12 protein-coding genes, 1 tRNA gene and 2 pseudogenes are annotated in these 12,591 nt (G+C 51.1%); 5 read left to right on the forward strand and 10 right to left on the reverse strand.

Going from position 1 to position 12,591, the window contains the following annotated elements:
* Nucleotides 1-718: 718 nt before the first annotated feature.
* Entirely contained in the window at nucleotides 719-1,771 is a 1,053-nt protein-coding gene (locus tag NA619_RS00695) for a hypothetical protein (protein ID WP_255958995.1), read from the forward strand.
* On the opposite strand, the gene NA619_RS00700 is transcribed toward NA619_RS00695, so the two are convergent.
* From NA619_RS00700 to NA619_RS00710, 3 genes are all read right to left on the reverse strand, one after another.
* Nucleotides 1,736-2,830 (reverse strand): YagK/YfjJ domain-containing protein, encoded by a 1,095-nt coding sequence (locus tag NA619_RS00700; protein ID WP_255958997.1) that lies wholly within the window; start codon nucleotides 2,828-2,830, stop codon nucleotides 1,736-1,738. The genes NA619_RS00695 and NA619_RS00700 overlap by 36 nt on opposite strands.
* A 226-nt stretch (nucleotides 2,831-3,056) precedes the next feature.
* Complete coding sequence (locus tag NA619_RS00705; RefSeq protein WP_255958999.1) at nucleotides 3,057-4,619, reverse strand: YfjI family protein; 1,563 nt, start codon at nucleotides 4,617-4,619, stop codon at nucleotides 3,057-3,059.
* Nucleotides 4,612-4,911: a helix-turn-helix transcriptional regulator gene (locus NA619_RS00710; RefSeq protein WP_165904660.1), complete on the reverse strand. Its 300-nt coding sequence runs from the start codon at nucleotides 4,909-4,911 to the stop codon at nucleotides 4,612-4,614. Before NA619_RS00710 ends, NA619_RS00705 begins: the two co-directional genes overlap by 8 nt.
* 628 nt (nucleotides 4,912-5,539) lie before the next feature.
* Between NA619_RS00710 and NA619_RS00715 the strand changes: the two genes are divergently transcribed.
* From NA619_RS00715 to NA619_RS00730, 4 genes are all read left to right on the forward strand, one after another.
* A complete protein-coding gene (locus tag NA619_RS00715; protein WP_255959002.1) occupies nucleotides 5,540-5,899 on the forward strand; it encodes a histone-like nucleoid-structuring protein, MvaT/MvaU family in 360 nt (119 codons plus the stop codon).
* 481 nt (nucleotides 5,900-6,380) lie between these two features.
* A complete protein-coding gene (locus tag NA619_RS00720) occupies nucleotides 6,381-7,430 on the forward strand; it encodes a hypothetical protein (RefSeq protein WP_132832471.1) in 1,050 nt (349 codons plus the stop codon).
* 135 nt (nucleotides 7,431-7,565) lie between these two features.
* Nucleotides 7,566-8,672, forward strand: a complete 1,107-nt coding sequence (locus tag NA619_RS00725) for a hypothetical protein (protein ID WP_255959004.1) — start codon at nucleotides 7,566-7,568, stop codon at nucleotides 8,670-8,672.
* Between the two features lie 196 nt (nucleotides 8,673-8,868).
* The gene (locus NA619_RS00730) at nucleotides 8,869-9,306 is read left to right on the forward strand and encodes a hypothetical protein (RefSeq protein WP_255959006.1); all 438 of its coding nucleotides are present in this window, start codon (nucleotides 8,869-8,871) and stop codon (nucleotides 9,304-9,306) included.
* A gap of 5 nt (nucleotides 9,307-9,311) precedes the next feature.
* On the opposite strand, the gene NA619_RS00735 is transcribed toward NA619_RS00730, so the two are convergent.
* The 7 genes and pseudogenes from NA619_RS00735 to ihfA form a co-directional block, all read right to left on the reverse strand.
* Complete coding sequence (locus tag NA619_RS00735; protein ID WP_423836784.1) at nucleotides 9,312-9,659, reverse strand: UDP-N-acetylglucosamine 2-epimerase; 348 nt, start codon at nucleotides 9,657-9,659, stop codon at nucleotides 9,312-9,314.
* A gap of 227 nt (nucleotides 9,660-9,886) precedes the next feature.
* A complete protein-coding gene (locus NA619_RS00740) occupies nucleotides 9,887-10,171 on the reverse strand; it encodes a hypothetical protein (RefSeq protein ID WP_255830644.1) in 285 nt (94 codons plus the stop codon).
* 540 nt (nucleotides 10,172-10,711) lie between these two features.
* Nucleotides 10,712-10,977 (reverse strand): annotated as a pseudogene (locus NA619_RS00745) (ATP-binding protein); the annotation flags it as partial.
* A 111-nt stretch (nucleotides 10,978-11,088) separates the two neighbouring features.
* Nucleotides 11,089-11,217 (reverse strand): annotated as a pseudogene (locus NA619_RS00750) (IS3 family transposase); the annotation flags it as partial.
* Between the two features lie 575 nt (nucleotides 11,218-11,792).
* A tRNA-Pro gene (locus tag NA619_RS00755) sits at nucleotides 11,793-11,869 on the reverse strand.
* Nucleotides 11,870-11,950: 81 nt separating this feature from the next.
* Nucleotides 11,951-12,307, reverse strand: coding sequence for a MerR family transcriptional regulator (locus tag NA619_RS00760; protein WP_255959009.1), 357 nt, complete (start codon nucleotides 12,305-12,307; stop codon nucleotides 11,951-11,953).
* Entirely contained in the window at nucleotides 12,288-12,590 is a 303-nt protein-coding gene (gene ihfA, locus NA619_RS00765; protein WP_011913482.1) for an integration host factor subunit alpha, read from the reverse strand. The genes NA619_RS00760 and ihfA overlap by 20 nt, the downstream gene beginning before the upstream one ends.
* Nucleotide 12,591 lies beyond the last annotated feature (1 nt).

Raw genomic sequence — 12,591 nt, forward strand, 5'->3', positions numbered from 1 at the left:
ACCCATACATCCCGTGTACAGGCTAGCGGACGAGGCCATCGATCGGGCCAAGCAACAACGTGCCGCCTGAAGCGGTGTGATTCCAAGGAGACCGAGCATTCCTGCCTGTTAGTGGTTACCTGGGGTATATGATCAAACGAAACGAGACCGCTTGAAGCCGCAGGGAGACAACCGAGTCCGCTAGCCCAGCGCTACTTGCTCGATACCGAAAGCACCTAGGTCACGCGGGCTCATTGAAAGCCTGCCTTAGCACTACCCTTAGTTTAGGCGCCGTGTAACGGTGAGCGACGCTGAACGAAGCGACAATCGGCAATTGGCTGTTAACCGGTAAAATGTTGAGTCAATTTGACAACGAGCACACCTAATGGAGGCTCGCCTATGTCACAGCGCGCGATCAATCATGACGGTCCTCGCCCCGTCCATACAAGCGGACCCATGCGCCCATATCAGGCATTGCATGAGCCCAAAAGCCGAACACGAGCGTACCCGGCACTCGGCAAGACACATCCCGTCTCGGTGGCCTGGAACCGAGCCCGCTAACCTTGATCTTACACAAGGCAACCATGTGCCTCATCCCCTTGAGATCAGTCCAAGACCCTGCCTATACAGCTGTACTCAATATCAAGCGTATCCAAAGCTTGAGTACGTTGAGAAGATTCGAACAAAGCAGCTTTAGCTTAGCGAACCATGCCACCTCAGCTATAAGGGCCTAAGTACGATGATTGACGAATCCATTCTTGTCCTGCCGCTACTACAACTGGCTGACGAACATAGAATTTCTAGACAGGTACTAACCGAGAGAATTAAAGCACACGGAATAACCCTTCTGTTTCACCGCCCCACAAATACTACTGTCTGGGTTTCTGCGCGAGCGCACATCACAAATCCCCCTTTTGAAATCCGAACGGTACAAAGCATATTGAGACCCAAAAAAGGGGGGACTCCCTTTAACGATAGCCATGACCACTATAGAAAAGTTGAACGCGACATCAACTTCTTTTCGATCGATTCGTCCGAGTGGGAGGAAATCACAGCAACCGGTCAAGTCACCAAGCGCAGCTTTGAGGAAGCCTTCCTTTACAGCCGCAGCCACACAATTGAAACGACTCCAGCGTACACATTGTTTCATGAGAGTATCAGTCCGTTGCGAGCATTGGTTGTGAAGGCAGAGCTGTTTATCACATCCTCATCAAAAGAAGTCCGTCCTGACGAAATTACCGTTACCGAGCGGGAGATTCTAATCCAGCGAGACGACGCGCTAAAGTTGGTCAACGAGACATGTCAACCCCGGGACTTTAGACGAGAAGAGTGGATGTCTGATAACCTGTTTCTACTTAATCAGGCATCTAGCATCTTTTTAGCTAGCAGCGACATTACGGCTGAGAATAGAGTTTCCAGATTAAAAGAAATCAAAAAATGGCTGAGGGGGAAGCTTTCAAATCAAGGCATTGATTTGATACATCAGGCAGCGCTCTCCTTGCTTCCGGCCGAGCTTTATGAAATGACAGCTAAAGGAACAGTTTCGCCAGATATCACCAAAAAATACCCAGCGCATGCATCGGTCTCGTTAGTCATGATCAATGAGGCCGCTATTCACTTCTGGAATCTTAGAAATGATAATTTTCAGAAAAATTATGATAAAAAACACGAGGTCGTAAAATATCTTACAAATGAAGATCATAAAATGACAAGGCGGCTCGCGAGTGCTGCCTTTACAATCATAAAGTTACCTGATCTAAACATCACGAGTCCGAGGGATCTGGCCATCTGATCTTTTGCGTCCTCTCTTAGTCGCGCTCAGCTTTGGGCTGTTGCCCTTAGAAAACGAGCGACCCACCGATGGAGAGAGACGCACCCAATAATCGACCTTGGTGAGGTAAGCGCCAACCTTGTTTTTTAGCACATCTATCCTATCGCTCTGATCGTAGCTGATCATCCCTATCCCTACGTTCTTGTATCGTTGCTTGTTCGCATTACAGTTATAGAACCGCCCCCTCCCTTCCGTTACGCTATTCTTCCAATGCTCGCCAATCATCCGTGCCAAACCTCCATCCTGACGATGCTCCGAACCGCTGTAAAAAAGCAGAAGATGGAAATGAAAGCCTTTCAGATGTCCGTATTCGAGCTTACAAACGAAACCTAGAAGGCCACTGACAGGTTTTCCCTTGTGAAGGTCTGTCTGCATTTTTGACCAATGTCGTTTAACTGCTGATATGTCAGAATCAAAATCAAGCCGACCGCTTAGATAACCGCCTTCATATGACAAATCAATACGTAAAACCAACATCCTTGCATGCTGTTGAAATAAGTCATCAATGTAGCGCTCAAGCCCTTTAGTTCGTTTTAGTGAAGCTCTTTTGAAACGCTTCAATATTGACTTAAAGTCTACACTTGAGAGCTCGCATCGAAGTTCTGACACGAGGTCGTTAGCAGCCAGGACAAAAGATTCCGCTACTTTCCCTCGCATGGCGTCAACTGGCCAAAATTCGCATAACGAGGTGAGCTTATCAACGTGCTTAAAATAAACTTCCACATATGGATTCATCTCATGATAGGGTAATGTATGCGTTATCGTAACAACCCCCCTCCTCAACAATGTGTATAGCGATCGTCCAAGCTTCCGACAGATAACCGCTCCCTCTTTGAGGGAATCAAAAAAGAACAGCGGCTCTTCGCTACTTCCAATCATTTGCATTAGCCGCTCTATGTTTCTTACCTCTAATATCAAGCTCTCCTCTAGATGGAAGCATTCAGAGCCCTTATGCTCTTCAATTATTAGCTTTTCAAGCTCTACACTAGCTAACCAGTCAGTCCCATAGAGCATAATCATTATCCTTGATCCACACGCAATATGGCTCTTAGCGGCCATATTGCTTGTGTCATAACAACATTGTCCAAACCACAAGCTTTGATTGAAGCAGTGACCCCTATGCACTTACATGCATGGGGTAGCCATGCTAAGCATGCAAGAGCAATCCAATGTTACTAATGATTACCCTGTAGATACATGCAACCAATTAGAATGTAATCCTTAATTCCATCTGCTCGATACATGCTTAAATTGTATAGCCAGGCAGACACTGAGTGAAATGTAGTGCTGGGTGGCCGGCTGCTTGATGACCATTGTCGTGGTAGAAGTTAGTAACCTGTACTTGCGACGGGTTTGGTGTAAGGAAAGGCATCCATGGACAAGTATCTACGTATAGAGATTTGTCGCCAGCAAACGTGGCAGCTGCTATCTTCCCTTTACTCGCCAACCGGATAAGCACGGAGTCCAACGCGTCCTTATGCCTAAACCTGTTAGGGCCGTACTGCCTGATCAAATTTCTTTTTATAAATCTTTGACCACTCGCTTGTGTTCTGACCAGCCAGTGCAGCATGACTTCTTCATCAACTAGATCCTTGTGGTCTTGACTGAAAAGCCGGATAAATTCCTCCGAGTAGAATCCGGCAATTTCCTCGGCTGTGTTCAGGGTGGTAACAGATACATCTCCTTCGAATCCTTCAAAGCGATGTAACAGCACCGCTAGGCGAGCAATGACGTCAGCCAGTTTCGATGCATGGTCCCCCAGGCCATGGAATCTCCCGCCAGCGCATATCTGCGCCTCAATTTTGTTAGATGTCTGTATCCATTGCTGTACCGCTTCAGGAGTAAAGGCAACCAAACTGCGCTTTCTGTCGCCCGCCTTGTACACACGAAGGTTTTCCTCGAGCAATGATCCCAGCCTTAAATTAAATGTCTCTTTCTTGATCCATGAATTAGTTCCTGCACCAACGTATCTAGTGCCTTGAGTAGAGTGCGGGTGGCATATCAAAAATCTCGCCCATAGCCCCGAACCTCTAGCCTGCTCGCCCCGCTGCTTCATATGTGCAGAAAAAGCGCTTTCCTGAACCATCAGAGACACGGTAAGCCTTGCGTCATTAAGCTGAAAACTGTCTACAGTTTTCCTATCGATGGTTATTGAATCGCCGCTCCAGATAGCGTTTTGTTTTGAAAAATCATTGAAAGCACGTCCTTCCAGTATCCCACCTCCCTCGCTTGATATAAGTCCAGCAGTTGGGAGATCCTTGTGCATCCCATGAAACAACGCTTCAGGGGTGACATCCTCATAGAGGATTTTGAACCTCTTTGGCTTAGCTGGACGCTCTCGTTCAATAGATAACAATGCTGCCTCTTCAGCTTTGGTTTGCAAACCTTTGGAGCTCTTTTTTTTAATCTCTTTTACGATTGAGTGCCGCCGTGCTGACCAAGCATCATTCTTGGCCTTCCAGTCACATATTTCCTCATCATGCTTTGGTTCCTGCTCGAACTGAAAATCCCTGAAAGGCTGCAAAAAAGCGTTTTCAACCGTTGATTTCCTTTCGCCCGAGTTTGCAATCGCAAGCAGCATAAGAGAGCACGGCGTTACTTGCCCGTTTGGCTTCTGGACGTCAACTAACCCCTGAAGTGCAGTAGAAATTGCAGTCAGTACCGCGTTGAGAATGATCGCACGGGGGGCTTGTATATTAACTACCGCCTCGTTAACCGCATCACTTATCAAGGGGAGCGCCGCGAGAGATGGTTCGTTTCCCAACTTAAAATTTCGCATCCAAAACTGGTCATGGCTCTGGTCAAACATTTTTACTCCCTCTCCCAAGATGGACGTCGCCGTACTTTTCTGGATATTTTCCACCATTGATTTGACTGTACTGTCTAGAAATATTTATGCACTCTTCAAGCCATAAACTAATTTCTGCCTCTATCCAGCGCACGGTGCCGCTTCCCAACTTAACTTGTTTAGGAAAGCTCGCATCGTAGCGAGGCGACTTTGAGTCAAGCTTGTTATATATAGTTGATCTACACAGACCAGTTCGCTTTGTAACCTCCTTCAATCGCAGCATTGTTATGGGCATCGCTTCTTGGCTGCTCATAGTTAAACTTCCTCCGTACTAGATGCGGAGAAAAACATATAACTCTGACATTGAAATGGCAATGACGACATGGTAACGGAAAGGCCGTTACGGCCGTTACGGCTTGCCTCTTGACAGCGGCGTCGCGATAAGCTCGACTCACTTGGATCCGGCGTTCTGAGGCTGGCTGCCATTGCTATTGCTGCTATCGATAGCGGAAATAGCAATGACCACCCTAAGGGCGCAGCGAATTTGCTTTCTTCAATAGGGACATAAAGCGAACCAGCCGCAGCCCGTCCAAACACGTTAGTCGGCTGGATAGAGGTTCGCTGCTAACCCTTGTTCACGTTTGAGGTAGGGGTTGGCTGGGCCTAGTATTAGCGAACTCCAAACTTGCGATCCGCTGTCTTCGAATCGAGACGTGTATCTAACTCCAATGCTCCCCACCTACCTAGTCATCTACGTAGGCAGCCGGCGGTAAACGGAGCTCTTTTTACGTGGTCGTTGCCAACGATCCTGGCCCTTCTATGCATAACCGGGTAACTCGGCTCAGCTTGATCGGCCAGAATAACCGGGGCTAGCCGGGCTCATAAACACAAGTAAGATTTACCGTTAAGTTATGCATCCCCCTCAATAGATAGGCTCTTTCATGTCCAAACTTGCAGAATTCAAAGCCCTTGAGGCTCAACTCGCAGCCCAACTCAAACAGCTTGATGCTCTTAAAAACGATGGTGGACTGAAGCGCGAAATTGAATTCGAAGAAAAGCTTCGCGACCTTATGGCCGAGTACGGAATAGGCCTGCGGAGCATCATCGATATTTTAGAACCGAAAGAAAGCCCGGAAAGCGCTACTCCAGCTGCGCGTGGCCCGCGCCGCCAGCGCCAGGTCAAGGTGTATAAAAACCCAGAAACCGGAGAGACGATCGAGACAAAAGGCGGCAACCATAAGGTACTGAAGGCCTGGAAAGAGCAGTACGGAGCTGAGCAGGTGGAGGGGTGGCTGCAATAAAGCAGCGGCTCGATTAGCTAAAGCCAGGCAATGCCTGGCTTTCTTTTTGCGGACCTTTCTACCCAGCAACGCTGTCCCGCTGCTTTCGGTATAAGCCGTCATATCGGCACTGGGACGCAGGTTCGTGCCAAGTGTGCGGGACCCAGCGCTATCTGAAATACATTCCGCCTAGATCATCGCTCAGAGCCGAGCGTTAAGCACGATCGGCTTGCTGCGTGGCCCGTAATACGCACCAGCAACAAAAACCCCGCCGAAGGGTGGCTGCACACGAGGCATTCCGTTCACCCTTTTTTTTGCAAATGCCATCCCGCAATCCTGCTTACTATCCGAGTTAGCTTCGCATCCCTAGCCTAATTTGTTCTGATCCGACTCATAAGTCAGGCTAAAGCCATTGCGCCTGTCTGAATCCACCGAACGATTGATACCAGTGTGCCGTCATGTGACGAGAATCCTGTCTCCACTCACTCAAAGGATTCTGAGCATGCACTCACGCTCCCTCCTCGCGGCTGCCGTTACTCTGGTACTCATCGGCCAGGCACAGGCTGCTGACAGCCAGGTTACTACCGAACAGATTGGCAGCTTAAATAGCATTGAAGCTAGTCAAAGTGGCACCAACCTCGGCCTTTCCATTTACCAGAGTGGTGAAGAAAACGTCGTGGATACCGAGCAGATCGGCGACGGCAATACCGCCCGCCTTTCTCAGCAGGGCGACGGTAACTATCAACGTGTCTACCAGTATGACGCTCAGGACGAGTACAGCGGGAACCATAGCGCGGTCGTCGACCAGATCGGACGAAACAATACTGCTGTAGTCCTTCAATACGACGTAGCCAACCACAGTGCTGAGGTGCTGCAGGAAGGCAACTACAACATCACTACCGTCAGCCAGTCTGAGCGGGTGAACAGTTATGCTGGACAGCAAAGCGGCACGGGCAATTACGCACTGGTAACGCAGGAAGGTGGCGCAGATGCTATGGCCGTTCAAAACGGCACGAACAACACCCTCTATCTTCACCAGCGAGCCTGGCCGTACGGCGCGAGCACAAACGTATCTCAAACCGGCTCCTCTAACTCTGCAAATATCTACCAGACAGATGGCGGGCGCCACTCGGGCGGAAGTGTCGACCTGACGCAGAATGGACTCGATAACACAGCCAACATTGTTGCAACCGGTGCGTGGAGTACCTTCGAGTTCGAGCAAACAGGCTCAGCCAACCGTCTGACTGCTGCGCAAAGCGGACGCAACACCTCTTTCTCCGGCTCGTCCATCGGTGACGGTAACCAGATCGACATCAACCAGAGTGGTGACTTCAACTCGCTTGAAGTGGCTCAGTCCGGTAACGACAACATCATCGTGGCGAACCAAGGCGGCTGGTGGGGTGAAGGCGACATCGGTGTTATCAGCCAGACCGGGTCAACCAACTCTGCATTGTTGACTCAAAACCTGACCCAGGAAGGCGCTTCCACCAGCATGGCCAATATCTTGCAAAACGGTACAGGCAATTCTGCGACTGTCGTTCAAGGTCACTGACCTCTAGTGGGGAGCTTGGCTCGAGACTCCCCTTCTGAATCGAAGCCCCAACGGGTCAACAATCAATTATTCGGCCCATATGCCTAACTCGTTGAAGCCCGACCATCCTTGGCTCCAAACAAAAGGTTTATCCCAATGTTCATTCGCACCCTTCTCTCCGCTGCAGTCGCTCTTGTCTTGTCTGGTCACGCACAAGCTGCCGACAGCTCCGCGTCGGTGGAACAGGTTGGCAACCTCAATAAAGCGGAAACCACCCAGTCGGCCGGTACCGGCAATGCATCCACCCTTCTTCAGAGTGGTGACCTCAATGTGGCTCAATCAGAGCAAGAAGGAAGCGACCTTACAGTCTCGGCCACCCAGTATGGCGCCGAAAACGTTCTGACTACTGATCAGGTGGGCTATGGCTCTGAAGCCAATCTATCCCAAGACGGCGTGGGCAACGAGGTAAGCGTCTTTCAAACGACTACGGGCGGCGGCTCGTACGCTCAAGTCGCTCAAATCGGCCATGACAACGATGTTCGCGTCGATCAGATAGGTAGCGAACAAGGACTTTACGGCAAGATTTACCAGGATGGTCAGGAGAACCGGACTGACCTGGATCAGTCGGGTGCCTTCAATAGCGTTGTGGCCGAACAGCACGGCCAAGGCAACGAGCTTCACGCTGTACAAAGCGGTGGATTTGTATCGGCGGACACCTATCAGTCCGGTACGCAGAACACTATCAGCCTGAGCCAGTACGCTGACTTCCAAGGTGCTCATACAAGCATCAGCCAGACCGGTAATGACAACGATGTCTCGGTCTCTCAATCGGGCGGCGGTCGCTACTCGGGTGGCTATATCAACCTGACGCAGGAGGGTGATCGCAATCTGGCCAAGATTAATGACAACTCAGCAATGGGTTCGATTACCTTTACCCAGTCGGGTGCTGACAACCTGCTGAATGTAGACCAGGCAGGCCGCTCCAATAGCGTTAACGGTGTCTCAACCGGTGAGCGCAACCTAGTTGATATCCAGCAGGATGGGGATGGTAGCTCGCTCGACATCGCCCAAAACGGCGCTAACAACATAATCGAAGTTGCGCAGAACGGCTCGCCTTACGGCGATAGTGGCATCATCGATCAGACCGGTACCGCTAACCATGCCTCCTTGACTCAAGGTGTGTACGGTTCAAGCTTCGGCGTAGACACAGCGACAATCACTCAGAACGGCATGAGCAATAGCGCGACCGTCACACAGCGCTAATCTGATCGTTGTAAAAAAGCCTGCTTTCTAGCAGGCTTTTCGTTTTCTGCATGGACTCAAAGCGAATGGACATAGGGAAATTCGAAGCTGACCTGCGAGACCTGATGGCTCTCCATTTCATGACCGTCCGTTTATGTGCGACGGATCTCCGCTGGATTGCCAAGTATTCATAGTCGGTATCAACGCAGCTTCCAGCATGACGGAAGACTTCTGGGAATTCTGGCTTCCGGGTTATGGATTCGACAAGGCGGCATGGTACAGCGCATATCAAGCCACCCGCGCTAAACCGAGCCGAACGCGAACTGTCATGAAAATCGTGATGGACGAAGCCGTTGGCGCAAACAGTGATGTCAGGTTTCTAGAGACCAATATCTATTCGTTCCCTACTGCCCGAGAGAACATGCTTCGGAGCCAACAGAAGTCGACGAAGATCTTCGACTTCTTGCTTGAGACGATAAAGCCTAAAGTCATGCTGGTGCATGGTGCAAAGCCCAACAAGTACCTGAGAGAATACGGGCATAGAAACGCCAGGGTCATCGAAAGTCCGCACTTCATCTATCTCGGTCGCGAGCGTGCCCGAGAGCATGGTAGGGAGATTGCTCGATCGCTTAATCAATCGGCTTCGTTGAGTTGATCGGGCTAGATGCCACAAAGCGGGCGGCTCAAGACCGGCGAGCTTGCGACGAAGCTGGTGGTGGTATCGCCGTGTACCAGTATCAAGTCTGGGCGGAAGGCGTCATAGGCATGATCGAGCCGAACTAGCAGCTGCTCGGTCAAGCCATTTTGAGTCTGTCCGCGGTTCATGACCGCCAGATCCTGCTCGACGTCGAGTTCGAATGTCTCAAGGACCAGACGCAGCATTTCTCGGTGCTGACCGGTGACGCAAATGTGCAGGTCGATTTCCAGCAACTGGCGCAGCGACCGCGCCAGCGGGGCAATTTTGATAGCCTCTGGGCGGTGCCACACCCTCATGACGCTATAAGACATTCTACGTTCCGTTTGATGTCCTGGTACAAACGACTGCCTTTCTGCGAAAGCGGTTCAATAATCCACATGATTCAGACGTGGAAAACATGAAGAACGGTCTGTCCGCTCCTCGCTTCAACAGCACGACTGCATCAAGCAGCTACCACTCGCTTGGACCATCTAAGGCTTGAAGAACGGTCAGTTCCTCGCAGTGCGGAGCAAAGTTGAAATTGGAACCGATCCAGTACCTACGCCCGGCGAACCCTGACTGCCGTGTGGGTCGATACCGGTTGAGGAATCGGAGCCGGATCAAAGACTAGCTCGCCATCTGCCGTCACGCTGATGACTCTGCATAGCGCAGCGGCGGCCTCGGCTCGAGCCGCAGCCCGACTCTCGGGCATCATCGCGGGCGCTATGGATACATTAATTAGGCTGCCTGTCTCGCGCCGGTAGGTCAGTAGCTGAGTGAACGCTGCCAGGTCGTTTTGATAGGCGATCGCCTCGACCCAAAACTCACCAAAATCCTTTTTCATACGCCGACGCTCCTTATGACGGCAGGTAACTTACATCAATCTCCATCACGGAGTAGAGGCTGCGGTGCATCGTCGGTGAGCTCGCAGGCTCCACTGCCGATCAACGTACAGTTTTACTAGCTCGACAGCAGCCTCCTGTGCCTGAGCATCGGTACTGTAGAAACCTGGTGAAATAAAGGTATCGCCAGTAACCCGGCCTTGAAGCGGGCGGATGTCTACGTTGAACGTCCACTGTTCGCGTCCGAAGGTAGAGCCGATCAAAGTCACGGTATACGCGACCCTGCGGTAGCTGCCCTCCACACTCAGCTCAATGTCTGCCATGACCCAACCACTCCAACCACTCCAACCATCGCCTATGCCTCTAGGCACGTCCGTTACTGGACCCGGCGAGATAGCCTTATGCTATCAGTAAGCGCGCTAGGCCTCGTCAATCAATCGAGCGAGATGTGCTGGGTCGCAACTTGAATCGACAAGGGGATGCGGCAGCTTGAGTGATTAACCCTTCTCTACTTGTCAACACCGGTTGAAAACTGACCCACCCTACCGAAGTAAAACCGACCCACCCCGGTGGTGATGGAGTTTGTTTATGGCCGTGGCGAAGCCGTTCTCTCGGCACCAGCTGCCCGATTTCAGCTTGTCCTTCAGTTGATAGGTTTGTCCGCTGACCTGGACGATATGGGCATGGTGCCAAAGCCGATCCAGCAGTGCAGCGGTCAGCGTCGAGTCGTCGGCAAGGTCGTTGCCCATTGGCTAAACGGCAAGTTACTCGTCAGCACCACGCTGCCTTGTTCGTACCGTTTGCGCAGCCTGTCGTTTCTGAATTAAAACAGCCAAGTCCATGCCTTTAAAGATGATGGGCTCCGCTTATACGGCGGTAAGATTCGGCCTCGGAACCGGATAGGAAAGCCGCTCAAATGGCGGCCCTGGATGCCATAGCGCCGTTGAGCTTCTTTATAACTCAACTCGCCTTTTTCGATCTGGTCGACGACCGACAATTTAAAGGCCAGCGTGTAATCACGCTGGCTACGCCTTTTGCTTGAGTTCATTGCATCCTCCTGAAAATCGATCAGAAGGTGTAAACCTTATTCAGGACGAGACATAGCGAATTAAAAAGCCGAGGTATGCATGCGAGAACTTTCTATTGCGGTAGTACCCAATCTAGGTGAGGAGACTGATCCGCCTGCTCCCTGTCTCAGTGTGTAGTTGGCAGGTAATGGGACGGCTCAAGCAACCTCAGTCGCTGGCTGCTCGCCCCGCTTGTGGTAACGCGAGAGCACCCCAAACAGATCACCGACTCGAACGCGCACATCAGACCTTTCGTGTTCGTAGCCGCGGCTCTCTAGGATTTGCCGAACCATGCGTCCAACCATCTGCTTATACCTGTCGACCCGAACAGTATCTCCAAACCTTGCTAGCAGGTGTGGTTGTAGCCCTTCCAATGCAGGGCGCCCCAAGTAGGTTGTCGTTTCGAGGCAGGCGATTGCTACGTCGGTTGCGGACGCTGTTGTGGCGCATGAATCAGCGGTGGGGCAAAAAGTGGGGCAAATTGGCAAGCGCCCAAAATTTACCAGGCATAAAAAAATCCAGACACCGCTAAGTGACTGGATTTATTTGAGTTTTTTGGTCGGGACGGAGTGATTCGAACACTCGACCCCTTGCACCCCATGCAAGTGCGCTACCAGGCTGCGCTACGCCCCGACGATGCATTCAGCTTTTGCTGAAAGCGGACGAACTATACAATAAGCGTCTGATATGTGGAAGATTTTTCTTCGATTGCGTTTAAGTCTTAAGCACAATAAGGACATCTTCAAGCTCAGTAATCATCTGTCGAATCAGCTGCTTGTATTGAGTGGTGTCGTCCCGCGCCTCATCTCCCGACATCCTTTGCCGGGCGCCACCTATTGTAAATCCATGCTCATAGAGCAATGACCGTATCTGCCTGATCATCAAGACGTCTTGACGCTGGTAATAGCGCCGATTTCCACGCCGCTTCACTGGATTTAACTGGGGGAACTCTTGCTCCCAATAGCGCAAGACATGGGGCTTAACCGCGCACAGCTCGCTCACTTCACCAATTGTGAAGTAGCGTTTTCCGGGTATTGTCGGCAGCTCGTCGTTATGGCTTGGTTCCAGCATATGCTTCGACTCTGGCTTTCAGTTTTTGCCCTGGCCGGAACGTCACGACGCGACGCGCCGTGATCGGGATTTCCTCACCGGTTTTCGGATTGCGGCCCGGACGCTGACGCTTATCGCGCAGATCGAAGTTGCCGAAACCCGACAACTTCACCTGCTCGTTATGTTCGAGCGCTTGACGAATTTCCTCGAAAAACAGCTCGACCAACTCCTTGGCCTCGCGTTTATTCAAGCCTAGCTCTTCATAAAGACGTTCGGCCATTTCAGCTTTCGTCAGAGCCCCCATA

This window comes from Stutzerimonas stutzeri, assembly GCF_024448895.1.
GTDB classification, from domain to species: Bacteria; Pseudomonadota; Gammaproteobacteria; order Pseudomonadales; family Pseudomonadaceae; genus Stutzerimonas; species Stutzerimonas stutzeri_Q.

Bases quoted from the DNA above. Each gene is read 5' to 3' on its own strand.
- NA619_RS00735 (WP_423836784.1), bottom strand. From the start codon at position 9,659: ATGTCTTATAGCGTCATGAGGGTGTGGCACCGCCCAGAGGCTATCAAA.
- ihfA (WP_011913482.1), bottom strand. From the start codon at position 12,590: ATGGGGGCTCTGACGAAAGCTGAAATGGCCGAACGTCTTTATGAAGAG.
- NA619_RS00730 (WP_255959006.1), top strand. From the start codon at position 8,869: ATGACGGAAGACTTCTGGGAATTCTGGCTTCCGGGTTATGGATTCGAC.
- NA619_RS00740 (WP_255830644.1), bottom strand. From the start codon at position 10,171: ATGAAAAAGGATTTTGGTGAGTTTTGGGTCGAGGCGATCGCCTATCAA.
- NA619_RS00720 (WP_132832471.1), top strand. From the start codon at position 6,381: ATGCACTCACGCTCCCTCCTCGCGGCTGCCGTTACTCTGGTACTCATC.
- NA619_RS00700 (WP_255958997.1), bottom strand. From the start codon at position 2,830: ATGATTATGCTCTATGGGACTGACTGGTTAGCTAGTGTAGAGCTTGAA.
- NA619_RS00710 (WP_165904660.1), bottom strand. From the start codon at position 4,911: ATGAGCAGCCAAGAAGCGATGCCCATAACAATGCTGCGATTGAAGGAG.
- NA619_RS00695 (WP_255958995.1), top strand. From the start codon at position 719: ATGATTGACGAATCCATTCTTGTCCTGCCGCTACTACAACTGGCTGAC.
- NA619_RS00715 (WP_255959002.1), top strand. From the start codon at position 5,540: ATGTCCAAACTTGCAGAATTCAAAGCCCTTGAGGCTCAACTCGCAGCC.
- NA619_RS00760 (WP_255959009.1), bottom strand. From the start codon at position 12,307: ATGCTGGAACCAAGCCATAACGACGAGCTGCCGACAATACCCGGAAAA.
- NA619_RS00705 (WP_255958999.1), bottom strand. From the start codon at position 4,619: ATGTTTGACCAGAGCCATGACCAGTTTTGGATGCGAAATTTTAAGTTG.
- NA619_RS00725 (WP_255959004.1), top strand. From the start codon at position 7,566: ATGTTCATTCGCACCCTTCTCTCCGCTGCAGTCGCTCTTGTCTTGTCT.